This window comes from Campylobacter concisus (genome assembly GCF_902460895.1).
Taxonomy (GTDB): domain Bacteria; phylum Campylobacterota; class Campylobacteria; order Campylobacterales; family Campylobacteraceae; genus Campylobacter_A; species Campylobacter_A concisus_BC.
Window position 1 is genome coordinate 271,248 of the sequence record NZ_CABPVL010000002.1, and the last position, 22,284, is coordinate 293,531.

Consider the following 22,284-nt stretch of genomic DNA (forward strand, 5'->3'; position numbering starts at 1 on the left):
TGTATAAAAAATGTTTTCATACCACTTGGATACACTTTTATATAAAGTTCTTTTGGATTGCCCACAGCCTTTTTATATACTCTATTGGCTGGCAACATTGCCCTTATATCTTTATCAAACAAATTTGCGGTAGAAACTCTTGGCATCTTTTGCTCCTTTTTTAAAAGTTACCTTTATGCAGTAAGAATTACCTTATATGTAACTAGAATTATCTGGAAGTAATTGTATATAAAAAAGAAGTAAAAAGAATTAGATAGCTACTTTTAGCCCATGAAATCGGAATTATAAAGAAATAAAAAGAATTAAAAAGAAGTATAAGGAATTATAAAAAACATAAAATGGTGGGTTCACCAGGACTCGAACCTGGGACCATCCGGTTATGAGCCGGATGCTCTAACCAACTGAGCTATGAACCCACAGTTGAAAGAAAATCGTATTATACAAGAAAAAGCTTATCTAAATATAAAAATAGCCTTTTTAGTATGGCGTATAAAAACGAACAAATTTAAAAAGAAAAAGCCCTAAAATAGGGCTTATAAATTATTTATAATTTTTTATCGCAGCGTCTAAAATCTCTTTTGCAGCGTTTGCGTCTTTAAATTCTTTCACTTTAACCCATTTGTTTGGCTCAAGAATTTTATAAGTTTCAAAGAAATTTTTGATCTTATTTAGTGTCGCAACTGGCAAGTCTTCGTAGCTTTTTATCGCCTCATATCTTGGATCGATCTTTGTAACTGGCACAGCCAAAAGCTTCTCATCCATGCCTGCTTCATCCTCCATCACCAAAACGCCTATCAAGCGGCAAGGGATGACGCTACCAGCTTGGAGTGGATACTCGTTTAGCACTAAAATATCAGCTGGATCGCCGTCAGCTGCAAGTGTGTTTGGCACAAAGCCGTAGTTTGCTGGGTAGAACATCGCTGAGTAAAGCACGCGATCAACCACGACTGCACCACTATCTTTGTCGATCTCGTATTTGATATTTGAGCCATAAGGTATTTCGATTACGGCATTGATTTTGTCTGGGTTTGAGCCAAATTTGATCTTTGAAACGTCCATATATTTGTCCTTTGTGTTAGAAATTTTCGTGATTTTAGTATTTTTTGCATTAAATACTCGTAAATTTAACTACCTTACAACCTCTACGCTATCTACGTCGATCTTCGTTTTTGTAAGCTCTTTATCCACCTCGCCTCTTATTCTTAAAGGCGTATCTTCGTTAGCTGTTACATTGCCCCACTTGTTATTGTCAATCTCAACAACGATAACGTCGCCATTTTTATCAACAAATTCATATTTGTCTGATTTGATGTGTGACTTTACCTTGCCCTCAAGCACGACTTTGGTGTCGTCATTTAGCTTTAATGCCTCTTTTACGCTTATAACATTTTCACTTTTTTGATTTGAGACAAAGCCTCCAGCCATTGCGATGCTAGCAGCTAGTGAAGCGATGATGATTTTTTTCATTTTTTCCTTTTTGGTTGGTTGCTAAATTTAAAGGATATTACATTTTTGGTGTTAATAAATGGTAAGTTTTAAAACCTTGCACCTTTTGATGCAAGGTCTGTAAATTATATAAGTTTAGCTAGTAAATTTTTGATGTCAGCTACGATCTCGTCGATGCCACGCTCGCCATTTACCACGTGAAGTAGCTCTTTTTCGCTGTAAAATTTGCGGATAGGTTTGATCGGATCAAGATAGACTTTCATGCGGTTGTTAAAGACTTCGTTGTTGTCGTCAGCGCCTCTTGCACGGCCAAGCACTCTAGCTCTTGCCACATCTTCGCTAACATCTACTTCGATGACACCTTTTAGAGAAATTTCATCTTGCTCGCTTAAGACTTTGTCAAGCTCAGTCATTTGCTCAACGCTTCTTGGATAGCCGTCGATTATGATGTTTGATTTATTCGAGCTTTTGATAGCTGAGACGATCGCATTTACAACAACGTCAAGTGGGACCAAATTTCCTTTTGAGATAAAGCCGTCTATTAGTTTGCCAAGCTCGCTACCGCTAGCTACTTCAGCTCTTAAAAGATCGCCAGTTGAAAAGTGAGCAAATTTCTCATCATGCTGTGCGATGATCGATGCGTCTGTTGTTTTGCCGCTGCCTGGAGCGCCGATGATTAAAAATAAATTCTTCATTTTTTCCCTTTTATTGCCTTTGTCTTTTGAGCGCTTTTTGCGGAGCTAGTAAAATTTAGCTTGATGAACTAAGTGTTCTATCTGCGCAAAATTTTACGTCGCAACCACAAAAATCATCTCAAACTACTTAGGCAAGTTTTGATTTAATTAGCCGCCAAGTTGGAGGCATCTTTTTTATAAATTTAAATTACAGGATGGAATTTTGTCTAAGAAAAATATCTAAAGACAAATTCCATCTCTTTTTAAAGGCAAATTTTAAGCCTTTTGCTCTTTTTCTCTTATCCTTAGTCCTAGCTCTCTAAGCTGCTCGTTGCTAGCGTAGCTTGGTGCCTTTGTGAGTGGGCACTGAGCGCGCTGTGTTTTAGGGAAGGCTATGACGTCGCGGATCGAGCTTGCTTTATTTACAAGCATATTTAGTCTGTCAAAGCCGATCGCGATACCACCATGTGGAGGCGCACCAAATGTCAAGGCATCAAGCAAGAAGCCAAATTTCTCACGCTGTTCGGCTTCATCTATGCCAAGAAGCTTAAAGACCTTTTGTTGGATGTCGTTTTTGTGAATTCTTATACTTCCACCGCCAAGCTCAAAGCCGTTTAGCACGACGTCGTGAGCGATAGAGAGGATATCTTCAAGATCAGGCTCGTCTATATTTTTTGGCATAGTAAATGGATGGTGCATCGCAGAGTAGCTACCATCGTCATTTTGCTCAAACATCGGGAAGTCAAGCACCCATAAAAACTCAAGTCTATCTTGATCGATGATGCCCATTTGCTCTGCTAGGAAAATTCTAAATCGTCCCATATAATCAAGCACGATCTTCTTCTTGCCAGCACCAAAGAATACGACGTCTCCAACTTTTAGCTCACATCTTGAGACGATCTCGTCAAGATCGCTTTGCTCGAAAAATTTGCAAAGCGGGCCTTTTAAACCATCTTCTTTCATCTGGAAGTAGCCAAGGCCTTGTGCGCCAAATTTACGTACAAATTCTTCAAATCTATTCATCTCGCGCTTACTAAAGATATTGTCGCCATTTGGCACTTTTAGCGCTTTTATGCGGTTTTTCTTCTTATCTTTTGCGATAGAGCTAAAAATTTCATTGCTTGAGCGCTCGAAAATATCGATCACGTCGATCATTTTTAGGTCATATCTAAGATCAGGCTTGTCTGAGCCGTAAGTCTCGGTTGCCTCTTTATAGCTCATACGTCTAAATGGCGTTTTGATGTCGTATCCGCAGGCCTTAAAGATATCTTTTAGCATCGTCTCAGCCATATTTATGATATCTTCTTGCTCGACAAAGCTCATTTCGATATCTATTTGAGTAAATTCTGGTTGGCGATCAGCCCTTAAGTCCTCGTCGCGGAAGCATTTTGCTATCTGAAAATACTTATCAAAGCCAGAACACATCAAAAGTTGTTTAAATAGCTGTGGGCTTTGCGGGAGCGCGTAAAATTGGCCTGGATACACGCGGCTTGGCACTAGATAGTCTCTCGCACCTTCTGGAGTTGCGCGTGTTAAAACCGGAGTTTCAAACTCGATAAAGCCCATTTTATCTAGGCTGTTTCTAGCTGCGATCGCCGCACGAGAACGCATTTTAAAGATATTTTGCAAGCGCTCGCTTCTAAGGTCTAAAAAGCGGTATTTTAGCCTGATGTCCTCATTTACGCTCTCATCGCCTATCATAAATGGTAGTGGCTCGCTTGGATTTTCGATGATAAGCTCGCTTACTATCACCTCTATCTCGCCAGTTTTTAGCTTTGGATTGGTTAGTCCTTCGCCTCTAGCCCTTACTTTTCCTTTTGCTTTTAAGACATATTCATCTCTTACTTTTGCAGCCACGTCGTGTGCTTCTTTGCTGTCAGCAGGGTCACAAACTAATTGTATAAGCCCGCTAACGTCTCTTAAGTCGATGAAAACAACGCCACCGTGGTCTCTATATGTGTTTGCCCAGCCACAAAGTATTACTTCTTTGCCGATGTCAGCTTTGCTAAGATCGGTGCAATAATGACTTCGCATAAAATGCTCCTTTGCAATGTTTTTTAGGCAATTATAATCGCTTTTTTCTTTTGAAAAGCTTTGTTAAAATAAAATATGTTACAATCATTTCTATGAAAAATGAACAAAAATTTAATACCACAAACGCCAAAAAAGTGGGACTTATCGCGAAAGATTATCCATTATTTAATCAGGATTTAGCAAAGCTAGAAAAAATTTTAAAAAAGTATAACGCAGAAATTTTACTTGAAAAAAGCTGCGCAAAGCAGGTAGAAAAAAGTGGCTTTGAGCTGATAAAACTAGCCAAAGAGTGCGAATTTCTTATCACGCTTGGCGGCGATGGCACGATCATCTCAACTTGCAGAAAGCTAGCTCACATCTCACCACTAATCCTAGGCATACACGCTGGTAGACTCGGCTTTTTAACAGATATCACGATAAATGAGAGTGAGAAGTTTTTTAAAGACTTTTTTGATGATAAATTTGAGGTGGAAACACCTTTTATGCTTGATGTGACGCTTCATAAAAATGATGGCAAAACTGAGAAAAAGATAGCATTTAACGACGCGGTCATCGTTAGTAAAAATGGCGGCTCGATGACGCATATCGAGGCACTTTTAAATGAAAAGTATTTTAACTCATATTTTGGAGACGGCGTCATAGTGGCGACACCTGCTGGCACAACGGCATATAATATGAGCGCAAATGGTCCTATCATATATCCGCTAAGCGAGGTCTTTGCGCTAACTCCCATCTGCTCGCACTCACTCACGCAGCGTCCAGTCGTGCTTACGAAAAATCACACGGTTAAATTTAGAACAAATAGCGACGCCATTTTAGTAATAGACGGCCAAAACCGCTTTGATATGAGTAAAATTTCAGCTGTTAGCATGAGCCTAAGCGATAAAAAAGCGAGGCTGATACGCCACATCGGTAGGGATTATTTTCAAATTTTAAAAGAGAAACTTCACTGGGGTTATAATGATTGATCGAATTTTGATTAAGGATTATCTAAATTTTAAAAATGTCGAGCTAAATTTCAAAGAGGGGCTTAGCGTATTTACGGGCGTTAGTGGCGCTGGTAAGTCGGTGCTGATGAGCGCTATAATGGCTGTTTTTGGGCTAAAAGATAGCGAGGCAAGGCTAATAGAAGCTGATGTGGAGCATAAATTTGAGCTTGATGAGTTTGGCATAGAAAACGAAGAGGTCAATATTTTCAAGCTTTTAAAAGATAAGAGCACGAGGTATTTTATAAACCAACAAGCCATCTCAAAGAGAAATTTAGCCCAAGTAGCGCGCGAACACATCAAATATCTCTCGGCAAAAGAGGCAAATGAATTTGAAAATGAGAAATTTCTAAATTTGCTTGACAGGCTTGAAATTTCAAAAAATGAGAAATTTAAAGAGATAAAGCAGGAATTTGAAGAGGCGTTTTTGGAATTTTCTAAAATTTCAAAAGAGCTAGCCACTATAAAAGAGGAAGAGAAAAAGGTCGAGGAGCTAAAAGAGCTTGCTAGTTTTGAGATCGAGAAGATAAGAAGTGTCGGGCCTAAAAAAGGCGAGTTTGAAGAGCTTATGGAGACTAAAAAGAGGCTTAGTAAAAAGGATAAGATAAATGAGGCGTGGGCTAGGGCTGAGCGGATATTTGAGCTAGAGCACAGCGTAAATGAGGCGCTAAGCATCAGCGACCTTGACAACGGCTTTTTTGAAGATGCGATGAACGAGCTAAGGGTCGCAAGAGATAGCCTAAATATGGAGGAGCTTGACGATATCGACGTGGAGAGCGTGCTTGATAGGATAGAAGCTCTTAATGCCATCATCAGGCGATACGGCAGCGAGGAAGAGGCGTTAGAAGCGCTTGCTAAAAAGGAAAAAGAGCTTACTAGATATGAAAATTTAAGCTTTGAAAAGAGCGAGCTTGAGAAGAAATTTGAAATTTTAAGCAAAAAGGCAAATGAGCTAGCCAGCACTTTAAGCAAGGCAAGGAGCGTAAATTTAAAAGAGCTTGAGGCGATGATAAATTTATACCTAAAAGAGCTTTATATGCCAGATATTACGCTAAGGATTGAGGGCAAAAAGCTTGATATCTTAGGCGCTGATGAAATTTGTCTAAATTTAAACGAGACCTCGCTTAAAAATTTAAGCTCAGGCGAGCTAAACCGCCTAAGGCTGGCCTTTATAGCTGCTTCTAGTGAGATCACAAAAACGGGCGGTGATGTCATAATTTTAGATGAAATAGATGCAAATTTAAGTGGAAAAGAGGCGATGAGTATCGCAAATGTCTTGCTTAAGCTTGCAAATTTCTATCAAATTTTTGCTATTTCACACCAGCCACAGCTTAGCTCAAAGGCAAATTCGCACTTTTTAGTAGAGCGTCACGGCGAGAGCTCAGTCGTAAGAGAGCTTGACAAAGAGGAGCGTGTAAATGAGCTTGCACGTATGATAAGCGGCGAGCATATCAGCGAAGAGGCGATAAATTTTGCAAAAGGACTTTTAAAATAGCTTGAAATTTAAGTTTTAAATTTAAGCTTTGTGATTAGGTTTATTTGTTAAAATCCGAGCTAATTTAATAAAAAATCGCAGGAATAATATGGAAAGAATTCTAGTAGTTGATGATAATAAGGCACTTGCTAAGCTAATCGTCATGCAGATGGAAAAGAGCATTGAGGATATGGCGATCGACGTTGCGTACGATTTTGCCGAAGCCCAGATGCTAATTAGCGAGCACGGCAAAGATTATTTTATGACTATCTTGGATCTAAATTTACCTGACGCACCAAATGGTGAGATCGTTGATTACGTCCTTGCACAAGGGCTCTGTGCTATCGTTTTAACTGGCAGCATTGATGATAAGACGAAAGAATTTTTTATAAACAAAGATATAGTTGATTACGTCTATAAAGGCAACATGGATGATATCAACTATATCTTTCAAATGATAAATAGACTAAGTAAAAATAGACAATACAAAGTCCTTGTCGTTGAGGACTCACTGCCTTTTAGAAATATGATAAAAAAAATCTTAACTAGCCTTCAGTTTAAGGTCCTAGCAGCAGCCCACGGCGAAGAGGCGATGAGCTATTTTGCTGATAATCCTGATATAAATTTAATCATAACTGACTATAGAATGCCTGTTAAAGATGGTTTAGAAGTCTTAAAAGAGGTTAGAAAAGAGAAAGATAAAAACCACCTTGGCGTGATCGTGATGACCTCGCCTAGCGAAAAAACAGATGCTGCGATATTTTTAAAAAATGGAGCTAGTGACTTTATAGCAAAGCCATTTTCTAAAGAAGAGCTTATTTGTCGTATAAATAACACCATCGAGGCGATGGAAAACATAAATAAGATAGCAAATTTTGCTAACCGCGACTTTTTAACTGGTGCTTATAATAGAAGATATTTCTACCAAGATATAGAAGAATACGTTCAAACAGCTGAAGAGCTTGATGAGCCTTATGCGTTTGCTATGCTTGATATTGATCATTTTAAAAAGATAAACGATACATACGGGCATGATGGTGGCGATAAGATACTAAAATCACTCGCAAAAATACTAACTGACAACACAAAAGGAAGCGATGTGGTCGCTAGGTTTGGCGGCGAGGAGTTTTGCGTCGTTCTTAAAAAGATAGCAAAAGAGGAGGCGATTAAATTTTTTGTAAATTTAAGAGCAAAAGTGGCTGAAAATGAGGTAGTGATAAAAGATAAAATCGTAAGAATCACTGTTTCTATCGGCATATCTTTTGGAAAAGGTCACTGCGAGATAGATGATATGCTCGAAGCTTGTGACTCAGCGCTTTATGTCGCTAAAGAAAATGGTAGAAATAGGGTAGAAATAGCTTTATGATTATAGATACGCATTGCCATTTGGATAGTAAAGTTTATGATTTTGACCTAGAGCAAATTTTATCTGAAGCTAGAAATTTAGGGCTAAAAGGCTTTATTATCCCTGGAGCTGATATTAATGATTTACCAAAAGCGGCTAAAATAGCGCACGAAAAAAATGACATTTTCTTTGCCGTTGGGGTTCATCCATACGATAAAGAGAATTTTGATATTGAAACTTTAAGAGAATTTGCCAAAGATAAAAAGTGCGTGGCTATCGGTGAATGTGGGCTTGACTACTACCGCTTGCCAAAAGATGAAGAAGAAAAGCTAAGAGAAAAAGAAGATCAAAAACGTGTTTTTCTAGCTCAACTTGATTTGGCAGTTGAGTTAAAAAAACCCGTTATCCTCCACATCAGAGAGGCTAATGAGGACTCTTTTAACATTTTAAAAGAGTATGCGCCAAAGCTTGAAGCTGGAGCGGTTTTGCATTGTTATAATGCCTCGCCACTTCTTTTGGAGCTTTGCAAATTTGGGAATTTTTACTTTGGCATAGGTGGCGTTTTGACATTTAAAAACGCTAAGAATTTAGTTGAAATTCTGCCAAAAATTCCTTTTGATAGGGTATTAATAGAGACTGACGCCCCTTATCTCACGCCAGAACCAAATCGTGGCAAGAGAAATGAGCCGGCGTTTACGACATTTGTTGCTAAAAAGATAGCTGAAATTTTAAACCTTGAATTTGAAGTAGTTTGTAAAACGACTTCAGATAATGCCAAAAGGTTATTTAAGTGCTTTGCCTAAATTTTGGGCATTGTGCTTGCTTAAGATGCTAGCATCATTAAGCTTTGACACGAAAAAGGATAGAAATGAAAGCAATGCTTAAGATATTTTTATTATTTGCATGTAGCACCTTGCTACTAGCAAACGCGCCTGAGAAGAGCTCTTACGACACTCAGGTTAAAATTTTAAAAGAGCTAGACATCGATGCTAGCTTTATGAAAACTTCTCACTATGCAAAGATGAGACAAGGCATACAAAACTCACAGGTAAGAACATTTACAGATGCCTTGAAAAATGGCTATATGTATATACCAATGATAAAAGAGCAGATCAAAAAATCAGGCGTGCCTGAGTCGTTTTTTTATCTAGCGATGATAGAGTCAGGCTTTTCAAATCACACTGTCTCAAATGCTAAAGCTACTGGTATGTGGCAGTTTATGGAGCAAACAGCAAAAATTCATGGCCTAAAAGTAGGGCAATACACCGATGAGAGAAAAGATCCGGTTGAATCAACTGTCGCAGCTACAAACTATCTAAGATCACTTAAAAATCAATTTGGCAAATGGTACTTGGCGGCAATGGCATATAACTGCGGCGATGGTGCGCTAAAAAAAGCTATACAAAAAGCTGGTACAGACGATCTTGTAACACTTCTTGATGCTGAGAAAAAATACCTCCCAGCTGAGACTAGAAATTTCATCATTAAAATTTTAAGAGCGGCATATATAGCAAAAGATGCGGACTTTTTGATCTCTAAAGAGTCATCTTTGCTAAATATAAATGGCGGCCTTAAACTTACAAAAGTAAAAGTACCTGGCGGTACAAATTTAGCTCAAATAGGCGATAGCATCGGTCTTAGCACAAAAAAGATGAAAAGCAACAACCCACATTTAAAATTTGTATTTACTCCGCCAACTCTAAAAGACTACTACGTCTACATTCCTGAGAATAAAAAGCAGCTTTTCTCTGAAAATTTCAAACCATTTAATGGCAAAAACAACTTCTATGCCTACACAGTTAAAAAGGGTGAGACGCTACTTTCTATATCTAAAAAGACAGGCGTTAGCCACAGAGCGATCAAGGACTACAACGAGCTTAGCACAAACGCAGTAAGCTATAATCAAAAACTAATAATCCCTTTTTCTACTCAAAACAAATCTCACAACTATGTAGTTCAAACAGGCGATACGATCGCATCTTTATCAAAGAAATTTAATGTAAGTGAAAAAGATATAAAAGATGCAAATTCTTTGGCTAGTTCAAATTTAAATGTCGGAGCAAATATTGTCATACCGTAAGAGCCTAAATTTCTACTTAGGACTAAGTTTTACACTTCTAATCACTGGTTGTTCTTGGAGTGGGGCTCCATTTACTCCAAGTGGCCCAACTAATGTAAGAGGCAACAACTCCGCCTCAGTTCAAAAAGCAACAATGAGACCATACACGATAAACGGCAAAACCTACTATCCAACCGTCGTAAGTGTCGGCGATAAAGCTAGCGGAACGGCAAGCTGGTATGGTCCAAATTTTCACGGCAAAACAACATCTAATGGCGAAGTTTATAATATGTATAATATGACTGCGGCGCATAAGACTTTGCCGATGAATACAATACTTAAAGTAACAAATTTAAGAAATCAAAAAAGTGTTATCGTGCGTGTAAATGACAGAGGACCTTTTGTGGCTGACAGGGTGCTTGACCTCTCAAAAGCAGCTGCGATGAAGCTTGATGTCATCGGCACCGGCACAGCTCCAGTTAGTATGGAGGTTATCGGCTTTAATGAAGACATCAATGCCGTTACAACCGCTAGCGCGCAACCAACAAAACCAACAAGCACTGGCATAAAAGTGCCAAATCCAGTCTCTCCAACAGCTCCAGTTGGTGGCATTGTGATCTCATCAGAGCAACGCGTTGTGGGTGGAGATTTTATGGTACAAATTGGCTCGTTTAAGAACCTTGAAGGCGCAAACAGATACCAAAGAGAGCACAAAAGCATAGATGGTTATAGATCAGTCGTTAAGACATTTACGATAGATGGCTCAACCATTTATAGGGTATTTTTAAATGGCTTTAGAAGCGAGGATGAGGCTAGGGATTACGCAAGAAGCGGTAAATTCCAAGGCGCATTTATAGTAAGAGGTTAGGGCGTGAGAGAGGATATTTTAGAACTAACTAGAAACACAAAAGAGACGCAAATTTCAATGAAACTTAAAATTTACGGCTCTGGGATTGCAAAGATAAGCACAGACATTGGCTTTTTTGACCATATGCTTGAAGCTTTTACAAAGCACTCTTTGCTCGATCTTGAAATTTCATGCAAGGGCGACACGCATGTGGATTTTCACCACAGTGTCGAGGATGTAGGCATAGTTTTGGGGCAACTTTTAAAAGAGGCTTTATATCCATTAAGCGGTGTTGAGAGGTTTGGCGAGGCGAGCGTTGTTATGGACGAGGCGGCTGTTTTTTGCGCGCTAGATCTTAGTAACAGAGCTTACCTTGTATATGAAAATTTTAATGAAAATGCTAAGGTTGGCGAGTTTGACACTGAGCTTGTGGAGGAGTTTTTTAGAGCAGTTGCTATAAATTCGGCCATCACTCTTCATCTAAATCAAATTCGTGGCAAAAATACTCACCACATCATCGAAGCAACGTTTAAATCATTTGCCGTAGCACTCCGCAGAGCGCTTGCCAAAAATGCAAGGATCGGCACTCCAAGCACTAAGGGTGTTTTATGATAGAAATTATATTTTTAGACGTTGATGGGTGCCTCACTGATGGCAAGATCATCTACAATGCAAACGGCGAAGAGCTTAAATTTTTTGATGTAAAAGATGGCTACGCGATAGAGAGCTGGCTAAAGCTTGGCAAGAAAGTAGCTATCATCACTGGCAGAAAGTCGGCTATCGTTGAGCGAAGGGCTGAGGATCTAAAGATAAACCACGTCTATCAAGGCGTTGGCGATAAATTTGAAGTAGCAAGCGAGATATTAAAATTTGAAGGGCTTAGCTTTAAAAACGCAGCAGCTATCGGCGATGACTACAACGACTATAAAATTTTAGACGCAGTTGCATGGAGCTTTAAGCCAAAAGATGCCATTAAAGAGCTTGATGTAAAGACAAAGCTAAAGCACAAAGGTGGCAATGGCGCTGTTAGAGAGATGATCGAGATGATCATAAAATCAGAAAATTTATATGACGAGTGGTCTAAGCGTTGGTTGTAAAAATTTTCTACTTCGTCGTGGCTATTTTTAGTGCTGTGATGATATTTTTAGCGGCTCAAGACCCATACTTAGCAAACGTGCTAAAGGTTGATACAAAGATATCAAATATGCAGGTAAATGATGTGGTTGATTACGAGATAAACTCGACTAAGATAAGCGGAATTTACGAGGCTGACGAGCTAAACAGATATAGCGACAGGGATGAATTTTTAGACTTTAAAGCGAGAATTTTAAGGGGAAATTTAAGACATTTTCTAAGCTCAGATAAGGCTATCTCGCAAAACGATGAGATAATCTTTCAAAAAAATGCAAACTATGAAAATAATGATAGTTTGAAATTTAAAAGCGATGAAGTTATATATAACACAAAGACAAAAATAGTAAGATCAGAGGCAAATTTCACCATCACTAGAAATGGCGACAAAGTACTAGGCGATAGTGGAAGCTACGATCTAAATAAAAAACAAACGCAGATAAAAGGGTTAAGGGCATGGGTAGAAGAAAAGCAGCGATTTTAGCGGTGATTTTGGGCTTTACATTTTTAAATGCAGAGCAAGTTGAGATCACTTCAAATGATTTTTTCGCAGATGAAAATAAGCAAATCAGCGAATTTGTAGGCAATGTAAATATCAAAAAAGGCTCATACGACGAGCTAAAAGCAAACAAAGTCGTTGTGCATTTTGATAAAAAGCGCCAGCCAGTAAAATATGTAGCAACAGGCAACGCTAGAGCTAAAATTTTTATGAAAGATAAGCACTATGACGGCAAGGGCGACACGCTCACATACGAGCCTGCAAAGCAAACATACACAGTAACTGGCAACGGCTATTTGCACGAAGTGGAGACTGACAAAAATGTCTATGGTGACAAGATCGTAGTCAATCAAAAAGATGGCACATATAGTGTAAATAGCGACGAGAAAAAGCCGGTTAAATTTATCTTTCAAATAGAGGATAAAACCAAGTGATAAGAGCTTTGAGCGCTAAATTTATCACTTCAAGCCCAAGCATAAAGGAGGCTCCAAGTTTTGTGACAAGCGAGGTGGTCTTTTTGGGCAGGTCAAATGTGGGTAAAAGTAGCCTCATAAACGCACTTGTCAATCAAAAAAATTTAGCCAAAAGCTCGTCCACTCCTGGTAAAACGCAGCTTATAAATTTCTTTGAGGCTGAGTTTTGCGAACAAAAAGATGAGCAAGAGGAAAAAGAGAAATTTAAGCTCATCTTGGTCGATTTACCTGGTTTTGGCTACGCAAAAGTAGCAAAGTCAAAACACGATGAGTGGCGTAAAAATTTAGATGAGTTTTTGAAATTTAGAAGCGACATCAGACTTTTTATACATCTAATCGATGCCAGGCACTTTGACTTAGACATTGACGTGAACGTGGATTCTTACCTAAAAAGCTTTTTAAGAGCTGATCAGAAAATCTTAAATTTATACACAAAAAGCGACAAGCTAAATCAAAGCCAAAAGAGTGCGATAATGAAATTTGACCCAAGCGGCATTTTAGTCTCGACACTCAGCAAAAGCGGCATCGACAAGGCACGGGAAGCTATCATAAACCACGCTCTTGGTAGGTAAAATGCAAACCATAAGCAGCTTGGACATTAAAATTTTTAAAGGCTTTTGGTGGGCCATTTTTTTGCTCTCTTACGAGATCGCAACTACGCAGTTTGGCTTCTTGCCGCCACTTATTGGCATTTTTTTTACATATATGATTTTGGAGTATTCAAGAAAACAAAAGCACTATGATGAGTTTAAGCCATCATGGTATTTTTCACTCATTTTCTTGGTCTTTGCCGAGCAAATTCATGGCTTTTATCTCTTTTCAACGATCATTGCATTTTTGCTATTTTACAACTTCGTGCTAGACTGGCTCTATACGACGATGAAGTGGCGAAACTGCCTGCTCATCATCTTTGTCGCCTCTGGCTATGTGCTAACTTTTCTTGTAAATAATCTTTTTGCCTACGTCTTAAACGAGCCAAATTTGACTTTTAGCGCAGAGTATCTATTTTTTATAGCGCTTGAAAGTGTGCTTGCTATCGTGCTTTTTAGGGATAAAGTGCTATGAGGATGCGTATCGTTTTTGGCGTGATCGCTCTTTTTTGGATCATGCTTTTGGGGCGAATTTACCACCTAAGTGTAAATTCAAACACCTACTACAACGAGATCGCCGAGCAAAATGCGATAAAAACTATCTACATCCCGCCAGTTAGAGGCATCATCTTTGATGCACACGACAAGCCTATGGCGGTCAATCGTCTAGGCTTTTCTATCTATGTAAAGCCGCACCTTAGCGCAAACAAAAAGGTGAAAATTTTAGACGATGAACTAGCCTATATTGGCTCGCTATTTGGCGATCTAAATGTCACCAAGCTTAAAAATGAATACATAAAAAACGACTCAGCCTACAACCAAGACTTCATAAACGTGGTCGAATTTGTTGATTATGATAAATTTTTGCCATTTTTTGCGCCACTTTCTCTGCGTGAAAATTTAGAGATAAGACCCGCTTCAAAGCGCCACTATCCATACAACGACCTAGCCTCTCACATCATCGGCTACGTCGGCAGGGCAAACCAAAAAGATATGGAAAACGATCCTTTGACAAAGCTTACAAACTATATCGGTAGAAGCGGAGTAGAGCGCTTTTATAACCCGATCTTGCAAGGAATTCAAGGCTTTAAAAAGATCAAGGTAAATGCGCTAAATGAGGAGATCGAGCAGGTGAGCTATCAAGCGCCACAAAGTCAAAACATAAAGCTCGCCGTCGATCTTGAGCTTCAGCAGTTCGTCGCTGATGTCTTTGGCAAAGATGCAGGAAGCGTCATAGTTATGAGCTTAAAAGATGGCGCCATCATCGCAGCAGGAAGCTTTCCTGAGTATGATCTAAATCCGTTTGTACTTGGAATTTCTCAGGCTGAGTGGGAGGAGCTTGTAAAAAACGTCGATCATCCATTTACAAATAAGCTGATAAACGGCCTCTATCCGCCAGGATCTGTCGTAAAAATGGGTATGGCACTTGCCTTTTTAGACAATGGCATGAGCAAATATGATAGCTTTTTTTGCAGTGGCTCGTATGAGCTTGGAGGGCGTAAATTTCGCTGCTGGAACTCGCATGGTCATGGCACGGTTAATATGAACACGGCAATTAGAGAGAGCTGTGATGACTACTTTTACAAGGGTAGCCAAAAGATCGGCATAGACGCCATTGTGCCGATACTTGAGCGTATGGGCTTTGGTAGAAAAACAGAGGTTGATTTACCAAATGAATTTGTGGGGACCTTGCCAAGTAGGGAGTGGAAGATGAGGAAGTATGGCAAGGCGTGGTTTCAAGGCGAGACGCTCATCACCTCTATCGGACAGGGAAATTTTCTAGTCACGCCTATGCAGGTGGCTAAATACACAGCAGGCCTTGCAACTGGGCTAAATGTGACGCCACATTTTTTAAAGAGCATAGATGGCAAGGATGTTGATTTTACGCCAACAGATGATGCTTTTACGCCGTTTGAGAAGTCGCAGCTACCTGCCATTAGGCATGCGATGTATGAGGTGGCAAATCACCCAAGAGGCACGGCAAATAGGCACTTTGTGGGAAGTCTTGTAAAGGTTGCGGCAAAGACTGGAACAGCTCAAGTCGTTGGCATCTCGCAAACTGAAAAGAAACGTATGAAAGAAGAAGATATGGCGTATCTGCAAAGATCTCACGCGTGGATGACGACCTATGCGCCTTTTGAGGATCCACAATACGTCATAACGATGGTTGTCGAGCACGGCGGTCACGGCGGTAGCGCTGCTGGACCAAAAATCTCTCAAATTTATAACAAGCTAGTTGAAATGGGATATATAAAACTTGATAAAGTTCAGACTGAGAAAGATAAAAAACAATAAATTCTATCTCTAAAAAATTACTAAATATGTGTATTTGTTTGCTCGCAAAACGTGAAATAGTTCTTAAAAGATAAAAATTATAATTAATGATTAGCTATCTTATGGGTGACATGTATTCTTAATTTTGATATTAATTAAAATGAATATTTAAATTTGTAATGAAGTGATTAAAAATAGTTTTTGAAATTTTAGCCCAAAATAGGGCTAAAATTTATGGATTATAGACCTTCAAAAGGATTTGAAGCTACGTCTTTGCGATCAACTATGTAAGGTATGATAGCTGCGTGGCGAGCTCTTTTGATCGCTTTTTCTACCATCTCTTGGTATCTTTTTGATGTGCCAGTTAGGCGTCTTGGCATGATTTTAAATCTCTCTGACAAGCAATACTTCAAAAGTGAAGTGTCTTTGTAGTCTATAAAGTCAATTTTTGCTTCTGTAAATTTGCAATATTTGCGTGAATATTTTCTTTTTTCTGCCATTTTTTATCCTTTAAAATTAAAACGGTATTTCTTCATTGTTGAAGCTATCAGCATCAACGTCTATATCAGGAACTTCCGAATAGCTCTCCTGCTTTCTTTGCGGCGCAGCTTGTGGTCTAGTTTCTTGTTGGCGGTTATATTGGTTATTTTGATATCCGCCTTGCTGTCCGTAGCCACCGCTATTTTGGCTATTCATAGAGTATCCGCCTTGTTGCGTTTGGTTATTTGAGCCAAGCATCTCCATGCTCTCAACGGCGATAGAGTGTTTTGAGCGATTTTGTCCGTTATTGTCGGTCCACTGATCAAATTTGAGTCTTCCTTCGATAAGCAGCTTCGATCCCTTGTTGAGATATTGGTTTGCTATCTCTGCACTCTTGCCAAAAAATGATATATCAATAAAGCAAGTCTCATCTCTTCTTTCCCCATTTGAGGTGATTTTGCGTGTCACAGCTATACTAGAATTTCCTATGGCAACGCCGCTAGTAGTATATCTAAGCTCTATATCTCTGGTTAAATTTCCAACTAATACTACTTTATTGAACATTTTTTATCCTTGATTATTCTTCTGTAAATGTTTGCTCGTCTACTTTTTCAGCTCTTGGCTCGCGTGGTGCTCTTGGCTCGCGAGGTTCTTTTTTTATAGTTTGCTTGATACCTTTGCAAAGTCTTTCCCAAGCTGCGATTTCGCGTTTGTTTTCATATTTAACGCTTAAAAATCTTATGATATCTTCAGTGATCCTTACGTTTCTTGTAAGCTCTGCAAGAAGTGCTGGTGGAGCTTTGTAGTAGATAACAAAATATGTTCCACGCTCATATTTTTTGATGGTATAAGCTAGTTTTCTAGTACCCATCTCAACGACAGTAGCGATCTCGCCGCCGTTTTTTGTTATGACTTCTTTTACGAAATCAACCTTAGCTTTAACTTCCTCTTCCGTCAATGTCGGCTTAAGAATAAATAAAAGCTCGTAATGTTTCATTTTTTCTCCTTATGGATATTTAGCTCACTTTGTGAGCAAGGATTTTGCATTAAGCAAGGGTGGATTTTAGCTTAAATTTACTTAATATTTGCTGTTGATATGAGGTGCTGCAGATTTAAAATGGTTGATAAAACGAAAATTTCTTTATCCATTTTCGTATTTGTTTTTAGTTCTAGCTCGGCTAAATTTAGCGTTTTAAATATCTCTAAATAGGCATTTAAACTTAGCTTTAAGCTATTTGCTTTTAGTAAATTTGCCACATTTACAGGAGGCTGATACCCTATCGCTTCGTCTAAATTTAAGCGGCCATTTATCTTGATGTAAGAGTAAATTTTAAATAGTCTAAAAAATGCTTTGTATAGTGAGTTTAGAAGTAAAATTTCATTAAAATTTGGATCTTCTAAGTAGGTAAAAAAGTCGTTTTTTATATCTTTTAGAGCCATAAATTTATTGAAAAAATCATCAAAATTTATCCCGCCAAGCCCAAAAACCAGCCTTTTTACATCGTCTTGTTCGATGTGAGCGTTTAGGCTCTTTAGTTTTGTAAGCTCGCTTGCTGCAAGGTATAAATTTTCATTATGCGTAAAATAAAGCTCATAAAGCGCGTTTTTGGTTATGTTTAGGCCTATTTTGGCTGAGTTTTTGGCTAGTAAATTTATCGCTTCATCTGGGTTTGAGGGCTTAAAAAATCTCGCAAAATTTGTCCCAAAAGCCTTTTGCGTATCAAAAACTAGCTTCATATCGGCCTCATAAAGCTCAAATAAAAAGTAGTTGTCATGGCTTTTTGAACAAAGCGAGATGAGTTCTTTTAGCTCTTTTGCCGGGATCTTTTTGTCGCTTTTTACATAAAGGATATTTTTGCCGCCAAAAAGCGACTGCTCGCTTAGGTGAGAGCTTGCTTGCGCATAGTTGTACTCGTCAAAATAAAGGCTTAATAAATTTGCATCTTCGCTTGCATAAAAGCTCAAAATTTCCTTACCAAAAAGCTCGATCTGAAACTCGTCCGCCCCAAAAAGCAAGAAGTAGTTGCTTAAATTTGCATTTGCTAAATTTAGCTCCAAATCTTTTCTATACATCGATCTTTCTTATCACTTTTGCAAAAATTTTAGCGCTCGCGATGTCGGCCTCTGTGATCTTTACGACAAGCTTTTGAAGTAAATTTGCACTGTATCCAGTGATGAAAATCCTAGCACCAACAAAATGATCATCAAGCTTAGCAACCAAAACATTTTGGTTTTCGCTAACGTAGCAACGCACCTCTTTGCCGATATTTGCGGCTGCCCAGCGTGCAAATTTCCTATCCATAAAGTCGTAGGCTACCTTGTCAGCCTCTCTTTCAAGCTCGCTTAAGGTTGCGCATGTGCTTTGGATGTTTAAAAGTAAGAAGTTGTAAAGCTTCTCATCTTTTGAAATTTTAGCCTTTAAAAGTCTGTGCAAAATAAGGTCAGAATAGCGTCTAATAGGGCTTGTAAAGTGTGTATATCTGTCAAATCCAAGTCCAAAGTGGCCTAAATTTTCACTTGAATATTCAGCCTTTTTTTGTGACTTGATGATGAGCTTGTCTATCTCTTCGCGGTTGCCTAGTTCATCGGCCTTTGCTTGGATCTTTCTTATCAAATTTGCAAGGTCACTCTCGTATGTAAAGTCAAGCCCCAAAAGCTGTAAGTCCTCAAGCAAGGTATCTATCTTTTTAAAATCAGGCGAAGCGTGGTTTCTAAAAACGCCCTTTGTGATGAGCTTTGCAGCAGCCTTGTTTGCTAAAAGCATGCAGTCCTCTACTAGTCTATGTGAGTCGGAGTCGCTTTCAAACATAGTTTGCGAAATTTGCCCTTCATCATCAAGGCTCATTCTAAGCTCTTTTGTCCTAAAGTCAAATGCGTGTAAAAGCCTTTTTTTGCGAAGCTTTGTGGTGAGTTTAAAAAGTGGCTTGATCCATGAAATTTCACACTCTCTTTTGCCTTCTAAAATTTCATCGATCTCGTCGTAGTTAAAGCGCCTTTTTGAAAGGATGATCGCCTCAAAAAGCTCCTCTTTTTTTACATCGTTGTTTGCATCGAGTGAAATTTTAAAACAAAATGCAAGGCGTGGCACGTCTGGCTTTAGCGAGCAGATATTTTCACTAAGTGCGCGCGGCAACATCGGCACTGAGATGTGCGGAAAGTAGATAGAAAAGCCTCTTTTTTTAGCCTCGCTATCAATGGCGCTATATGCAGTCACATACTCGCTTACATCGGCGATTGCTACGTAAATTTCTCGCTTTTTCTCATCAAAATATATGGCATCGTCAAAGTCCTTAGCATCGACTGGATCGATCGTGCAAAAGTCTAAATTTCTTAGATCGACCCTGTTTGGATACATGCTAGCATCGACTTCATCGCCAAAGGCCTTTGCTTCAAGCTCGCAAGCCTCGCTAAATTTATCATTTTTATTATAAATAGCAAGCGAAATTTTCTCGTCGCTTAGCGGATCTTCTAAATTTCCTAAAACCTCGACTATTTCGTTGTTTAGATTGTTTATCTTTAGTAGCGTCCCAAGCGGGAGCATCTTTAGGCTTTTTTGCGTTGCCTTTAGGGTTGTGCTTAGCCCAGTTTTTAAATTTACCCCTAAAATGGCCGCCCCAAAGCGTTTTGTATAGACCACGCTTGTCTCATTTGCAAGCTTTAGACTCATCACTATCTTAGCGCTTTGGCGTTTTTTCTTAAGCGGCAAAAGCTTTGCTAACACGATATCGCCAAGGTGAGAGTTGTTTAAATTTTTACTTTCTACGATGATATCTTGCTTGAAGCGCTTGTCAAATGGCATGATAAAGCCAGTTGCGTTTTGGCTGATGTCTAGCTTGCCGCAGACATAGCCGTTGTTTAGGTAAAATTTATCTTTATGTAAGCTTACGGCACCAAGGTTTAGGAGATTACGTAAGATCTCTTTATCTTCGTTTGATATCTCTTTTTCTTTGATGCCAACTAGAAGTGATGTTAAAAATTCTTTCACAAATTGTCTTTGACTTTGCTAACAGCCATTAAAAATGTATCTCTCTCAAAGCCATATTCATTTATAAGAAGTGTTGCGTTATTTACGCTTACATCGTCAAGTTGGTTAAAGATATTAACCGCTGTTTTTACTACTTTTAACGCTCTTGCGTACTCTTTTATATGATCAGGAGCCTCTTCTGGAGTGTTTGAGTAGAGGATAGAATTTCCAAGCTCGATCTCTAAATTCCACTGCTCAAAAATTTTAGCTGTGACCTCTTCGTTTGTGATGTCTAAAATTTCAGACTCTAAAAGTGCAAGGTCGTATGTAGATGAAATTTGTTTTAACTTTGTTTTAAACTCAGCAACTTGATTATTTTCTGTGAGCTCATGTGCTAAAACGATCTTGCCAACTTCAAGCATAAATGAAGCAGGAGAGAGAATTTCTAGATTTTTAGGTTTTATCTTTGAATACCAGTGATACATCAAAGCATTTTGCATGATTGAGATATTTAAAAAATCTTGTGCGGTAATGTCGTATGGCTCTAAATTTATAGAAAAGGTCTTTTTAATAGCACTTGATAGCGCAAAACCGCGGATAGTAGCCATGCCAAAAAGTGAAATGGCTCTTGCGATAGTTGTGATCTCTTGAGAAAATCCGTAAAGTGGTGAGTTTGCTGAACGCAAGATATTTGCTGTTAGCATAGGGTCTTTTTCGACCACTTTTGTGAGGTCATTTATCGAGCTATTTTCGTCAGCATGTAGGCGCTGGATCTGTATGACAGTGTCGTCTAGTGGCGGAAGCGCTTTGATTTTTTTAAAGATTGATTCATTCATGTAAAGTGACTCTTTTGGTTAAAAATTTTGTCACATTATAGCAAAAAGCTGCAGCATAAAACTTAAAGATACTTTTTTGCTCTTTTTCAGCAACGTTTTTGTTGCTAAAATGTATAATCTCGCCAAAATTTAACAATAGGAGAAACAATGGCTATAAGTGTTTATTATGATAAAGACTGCGATTTAAGCCTTATTCAGAGTAAAAAAGTAGCGATTATTGGCTTTGGCTCACAAGGTCACGCACACGCTGAAAATTTAAGAGACAATGGCGTAAGTGTCGTAATCGGTCTTGCAAAAGGTGGCAAAAGCTGGGCAAAAGCTGAGGCAAAAGGCTTTGAAGTAAAAACTGTAAGCGAAGCTACAAAAGGCGCTGATGTAGTTATGATCCTAACACCAGATGAGCTTCAAGCTGAAATTTATAAAAATGAGATCGAGCCAAATTTAAAAGATCACGCTGCTATCGCATTTGGACATGGTTTTAATGTTCATTTTGGACAGATCAAAGCTCCAGCAAACATAGACGTCATCATGATTGCTCCAAAAGCCCCAGGACACACAGTTAGAAGCGAATTTTTAAGAGGTGGAGGCATACCTGATCTTATCGCTGTTGAACAAAATGCAAGCGGAAAGGCTAAAGAGATCGCTCTAAGCTATGCTTGCGGTATAGGCGGCGGTAGAACTGGCATCATCGAGACAACATTTAAAGATGAAACTGAAACAGATTTATTTGGCGAACAAGCTGTGCTTTGCGGTGGTCTTTGCGCACTTGTAAATGCTGGATTTGATACGCTTGTAGAGGCTGGATATGAACCTGAGATGGCGTATTTTGAGTGCTTGCACGAGCTAAAACTAATCGTTGATCTAATGTATCAAGGCGGCATGGCTGATATGCGCTACTCTATCTCAAACACAGCTGAATATGGCGACTACGTAAGTGGCGTAAGAGTAGTTGGTGAAGAGAGCAGAAAAGCTATGAAAGAAGTTTTAAGAGAAATCCAAAATGGTAAATTTGCAAAAGACTTCATCCTAGAGAGAAAAGCAGGATATGTTAGAATGAATGCTGAGCGCGGCATAGCTGAGAGAAGCTTGCTAAATAAAACTGGCAAAAAACTTCGCGCAATGATGCCTTGGATAACTAACGGCAAACTTATAGATCAAAGCAAAAACTAAGC

Annotated in this window: 24 protein-coding genes and 1 tRNA gene; 14 read left to right on the forward strand and 11 right to left on the reverse strand. The window is 38.9% G+C overall.

What is annotated here, in order from left to right; translation table 11 throughout:
• Window positions 1–339: 339 nt before the first annotated feature.
• From F3G98_RS02515 to aspS, 5 genes are all read right to left on the reverse strand, one after another.
• Window positions 340–416, reverse strand: a tRNA-Ile gene (locus F3G98_RS02515).
• 124 nt (window positions 417–540) lie between these two features.
• The gene (gene ppa / locus F3G98_RS02520) at window positions 541–1,059 is read right to left on the reverse strand and encodes an inorganic diphosphatase (protein WP_021090924.1); all 519 of its coding nucleotides are present in this window, start codon (window positions 1,057–1,059) and stop codon (window positions 541–543) included.
• A 69-nt stretch (window positions 1,060–1,128) separates the two neighbouring features.
• Window positions 1,129–1,467 carry a NirD/YgiW/YdeI family stress tolerance protein gene (locus tag F3G98_RS02525; protein WP_149725688.1) on the reverse strand — a complete coding sequence of 113 codons (339 nt, stop codon included), beginning with the start codon at window positions 1,465–1,467 and terminating at the stop codon, window positions 1,129–1,131.
• Window positions 1,468–1,571: 104 nt separating this feature from the next.
• On the reverse strand, window positions 1,572–2,141 hold the full coding sequence (locus F3G98_RS02530) for an adenylate kinase (protein ID WP_004317610.1): 570 nt from the start codon (window positions 2,139–2,141) through the stop codon (window positions 1,572–1,574).
• Between the two features lie 255 nt (window positions 2,142–2,396).
• Complete coding sequence (aspS, locus tag F3G98_RS02535; protein ID WP_009294191.1) at window positions 2,397–4,154, reverse strand: aspartate--tRNA ligase; 1,758 nt, start codon at window positions 4,152–4,154, stop codon at window positions 2,397–2,399.
• A 92-nt stretch (window positions 4,155–4,246) separates the two neighbouring features.
• On the opposite strand from aspS, the gene F3G98_RS02540 reads away from it, so the two are divergent.
• The 13 genes from F3G98_RS02540 (at window position 4,247) to mrdA (ending at window position 15,853) form a co-directional block, all read left to right on the forward strand.
• Window positions 4,247–5,122 carry an NAD(+) kinase gene (locus tag F3G98_RS02540; RefSeq protein ID WP_149725689.1) on the forward strand — a complete coding sequence of 292 codons (876 nt, stop codon included), beginning with the start codon at window positions 4,247–4,249 and terminating at the stop codon, window positions 5,120–5,122.
• Window positions 5,115–6,635 carry an AAA family ATPase gene (locus tag F3G98_RS02545; RefSeq protein WP_188116961.1) on the forward strand — a complete coding sequence of 507 codons (1,521 nt, stop codon included), beginning with the start codon at window positions 5,115–5,117 and terminating at the stop codon, window positions 6,633–6,635. The genes F3G98_RS02540 and F3G98_RS02545 overlap by 8 nt, the downstream gene beginning before the upstream one ends.
• 88 nt (window positions 6,636–6,723) lie before the next feature.
• Window positions 6,724–7,980, forward strand: coding sequence for a GGDEF domain-containing response regulator (locus F3G98_RS02550; protein ID WP_103608591.1), 1,257 nt, complete (start codon window positions 6,724–6,726; stop codon window positions 7,978–7,980).
• On the forward strand, window positions 7,977–8,762 hold the full coding sequence (locus F3G98_RS02555; RefSeq protein ID WP_035143379.1) for a TatD family hydrolase: 786 nt from the start codon (window positions 7,977–7,979) through the stop codon (window positions 8,760–8,762). Before F3G98_RS02550 ends, F3G98_RS02555 begins: the two co-directional genes overlap by 4 nt.
• 65 nt (window positions 8,763–8,827) lie before the next feature.
• Complete coding sequence (locus F3G98_RS02560; protein WP_103608589.1) at window positions 8,828–10,039, forward strand: lytic transglycosylase domain-containing protein; 1,212 nt, start codon at window positions 8,828–8,830, stop codon at window positions 10,037–10,039.
• A complete protein-coding gene (locus tag F3G98_RS02565) occupies window positions 10,026–10,886 on the forward strand; it encodes a septal ring lytic transglycosylase RlpA family protein (RefSeq protein ID WP_009294185.1) in 861 nt (286 codons plus the stop codon). Before F3G98_RS02560 ends, F3G98_RS02565 begins: the two co-directional genes overlap by 14 nt.
• A gap of 15 nt (window positions 10,887–10,901) precedes the next feature.
• Window positions 10,902–11,477 (forward strand): imidazoleglycerol-phosphate dehydratase HisB, encoded by a 576-nt coding sequence (gene hisB / locus F3G98_RS02570; RefSeq protein WP_180999500.1) that lies wholly within the window; start codon window positions 10,902–10,904, stop codon window positions 11,475–11,477.
• Window positions 11,474–11,962 carry a KdsC family phosphatase gene (locus F3G98_RS02575; RefSeq protein ID WP_004317467.1) on the forward strand — a complete coding sequence of 163 codons (489 nt, stop codon included), beginning with the start codon at window positions 11,474–11,476 and terminating at the stop codon, window positions 11,960–11,962. The genes hisB and F3G98_RS02575 overlap by 4 nt, the downstream gene beginning before the upstream one ends.
• Window positions 11,953–12,480 (forward strand): LPS export ABC transporter periplasmic protein LptC, encoded by a 528-nt coding sequence (gene lptC / locus F3G98_RS02580; RefSeq protein ID WP_012140079.1) that lies wholly within the window; start codon window positions 11,953–11,955, stop codon window positions 12,478–12,480. The genes F3G98_RS02575 and lptC overlap by 10 nt, the downstream gene beginning before the upstream one ends.
• Window positions 12,453–12,929: a lipopolysaccharide transport periplasmic protein LptA gene (gene lptA, locus F3G98_RS02585; RefSeq protein ID WP_012140078.1), complete on the forward strand. Its 477-nt coding sequence runs from the start codon at window positions 12,453–12,455 to the stop codon at window positions 12,927–12,929. The genes lptC and lptA overlap by 28 nt, the downstream gene beginning before the upstream one ends.
• Window positions 12,926–13,540: a ribosome biogenesis GTP-binding protein YihA/YsxC gene (yihA, locus tag F3G98_RS02590; protein ID WP_103570340.1), complete on the forward strand. Its 615-nt coding sequence runs from the start codon at window positions 12,926–12,928 to the stop codon at window positions 13,538–13,540. Before lptA ends, yihA begins: the two co-directional genes overlap by 4 nt.
• Window position 13,541: 1 nt before the next feature.
• A complete protein-coding gene (locus tag F3G98_RS02595) occupies window positions 13,542–14,033 on the forward strand; it encodes a hypothetical protein (protein ID WP_103608587.1) in 492 nt (163 codons plus the stop codon).
• Complete coding sequence (gene mrdA / locus F3G98_RS02600) at window positions 14,030–15,853, forward strand: penicillin-binding protein 2 (RefSeq protein ID WP_087580959.1); 1,824 nt, start codon at window positions 14,030–14,032, stop codon at window positions 15,851–15,853. The genes F3G98_RS02595 and mrdA overlap by 4 nt, the downstream gene beginning before the upstream one ends.
• 218 nt (window positions 15,854–16,071) lie before the next feature.
• Here the strand turns inward: mrdA and rpsR are convergent, their stop codons facing one another.
• From rpsR to F3G98_RS02630, 6 genes are all read right to left on the reverse strand, one after another.
• Window positions 16,072–16,332 carry a 30S ribosomal protein S18 gene (gene rpsR, locus F3G98_RS02605; RefSeq protein WP_087582546.1) on the reverse strand — a complete coding sequence of 87 codons (261 nt, stop codon included), beginning with the start codon at window positions 16,330–16,332 and terminating at the stop codon, window positions 16,072–16,074.
• Window positions 16,333–16,348: 16 nt separating this feature from the next.
• Entirely contained in the window at window positions 16,349–16,876 is a 528-nt protein-coding gene (locus tag F3G98_RS02610) for a single-stranded DNA-binding protein (RefSeq protein WP_012140073.1), read from the reverse strand.
• 13 nt (window positions 16,877–16,889) lie between these two features.
• Window positions 16,890–17,309, reverse strand: coding sequence for a 30S ribosomal protein S6 (rpsF, locus tag F3G98_RS02615; protein WP_004317779.1), 420 nt, complete (start codon window positions 17,307–17,309; stop codon window positions 16,890–16,892).
• Between the two features lie 77 nt (window positions 17,310–17,386).
• Entirely contained in the window at window positions 17,387–18,385 is a 999-nt protein-coding gene (gene holA, locus F3G98_RS02620; protein ID WP_103608586.1) for a DNA polymerase III subunit delta, read from the reverse strand.
• Window positions 18,378–20,297, reverse strand: a complete 1,920-nt coding sequence (locus F3G98_RS02625) for an RNB domain-containing ribonuclease (RefSeq protein WP_149725690.1) — start codon at window positions 20,295–20,297, stop codon at window positions 18,378–18,380. Before F3G98_RS02625 ends, holA begins: the two co-directional genes overlap by 8 nt.
• A complete protein-coding gene (locus F3G98_RS02630) occupies window positions 20,294–21,112 on the reverse strand; it encodes an HDOD domain-containing protein (RefSeq protein WP_012140069.1) in 819 nt (272 codons plus the stop codon). Before F3G98_RS02630 ends, F3G98_RS02625 begins: the two co-directional genes overlap by 4 nt.
• 147 nt (window positions 21,113–21,259) lie before the next feature.
• Here F3G98_RS02630 and ilvC point away from each other — a divergent pair, with 147 nt between their 5' ends.
• Entirely contained in the window at window positions 21,260–22,282 is a 1,023-nt protein-coding gene (gene ilvC, locus F3G98_RS02635) for a ketol-acid reductoisomerase (protein ID WP_103608584.1), read from the forward strand.
• Window positions 22,283–22,284 lie beyond the last annotated feature (2 nt).

Bases quoted from the DNA above. Each gene is read 5' to 3' on its own strand.
- ppa (WP_021090924.1), bottom strand. From the start codon at position 1,059: ATGGACGTTTCAAAGATCAAATTTGGCTCAAACCCAGACAAAATCAAT.
- F3G98_RS02525 (WP_149725688.1), bottom strand. From the start codon at position 1,467: ATGAAAAAAATCATCATCGCTTCACTAGCTGCTAGCATCGCAATGGCT.
- F3G98_RS02530 (WP_004317610.1), bottom strand. From the start codon at position 2,141: ATGAAGAATTTATTTTTAATCATCGGCGCTCCAGGCAGCGGCAAAACA.
- aspS (WP_009294191.1), bottom strand. From the start codon at position 4,154: ATGCGAAGTCATTATTGCACCGATCTTAGCAAAGCTGACATCGGCAAA.
- F3G98_RS02540 (WP_149725689.1), top strand. From the start codon at position 4,247: ATGAAAAATGAACAAAAATTTAATACCACAAACGCCAAAAAAGTGGGA.
- F3G98_RS02545 (WP_188116961.1), top strand. From the start codon at position 5,115: ATGATTGATCGAATTTTGATTAAGGATTATCTAAATTTTAAAAATGTC.
- F3G98_RS02550 (WP_103608591.1), top strand. From the start codon at position 6,724: ATGGAAAGAATTCTAGTAGTTGATGATAATAAGGCACTTGCTAAGCTA.
- F3G98_RS02555 (WP_035143379.1), top strand. From the start codon at position 7,977: ATGATTATAGATACGCATTGCCATTTGGATAGTAAAGTTTATGATTTT.
- F3G98_RS02560 (WP_103608589.1), top strand. From the start codon at position 8,828: ATGAAAGCAATGCTTAAGATATTTTTATTATTTGCATGTAGCACCTTG.
- F3G98_RS02575 (WP_004317467.1), top strand. From the start codon at position 11,474: ATGATAGAAATTATATTTTTAGACGTTGATGGGTGCCTCACTGATGGC.
- lptA (WP_012140078.1), top strand. From the start codon at position 12,453: ATGGGTAGAAGAAAAGCAGCGATTTTAGCGGTGATTTTGGGCTTTACA.
- F3G98_RS02595 (WP_103608587.1), top strand. From the start codon at position 13,542: ATGCAAACCATAAGCAGCTTGGACATTAAAATTTTTAAAGGCTTTTGG.
- mrdA (WP_087580959.1), top strand. From the start codon at position 14,030: ATGAGGATGCGTATCGTTTTTGGCGTGATCGCTCTTTTTTGGATCATG.
- rpsR (WP_087582546.1), bottom strand. From the start codon at position 16,332: ATGGCAGAAAAAAGAAAATATTCACGCAAATATTGCAAATTTACAGAA.
- F3G98_RS02610 (WP_012140073.1), bottom strand. From the start codon at position 16,876: ATGTTCAATAAAGTAGTATTAGTTGGAAATTTAACCAGAGATATAGAG.
- rpsF (WP_004317779.1), bottom strand. From the start codon at position 17,309: ATGAAACATTACGAGCTTTTATTTATTCTTAAGCCGACATTGACGGAA.
- holA (WP_103608586.1), bottom strand. From the start codon at position 18,385: ATGTATAGAAAAGATTTGGAGCTAAATTTAGCAAATGCAAATTTAAGC.
- F3G98_RS02630 (WP_012140069.1), bottom strand. From the start codon at position 21,112: ATGAATGAATCAATCTTTAAAAAAATCAAAGCGCTTCCGCCACTAGAC.
- ilvC (WP_103608584.1), top strand. From the start codon at position 21,260: ATGGCTATAAGTGTTTATTATGATAAAGACTGCGATTTAAGCCTTATT.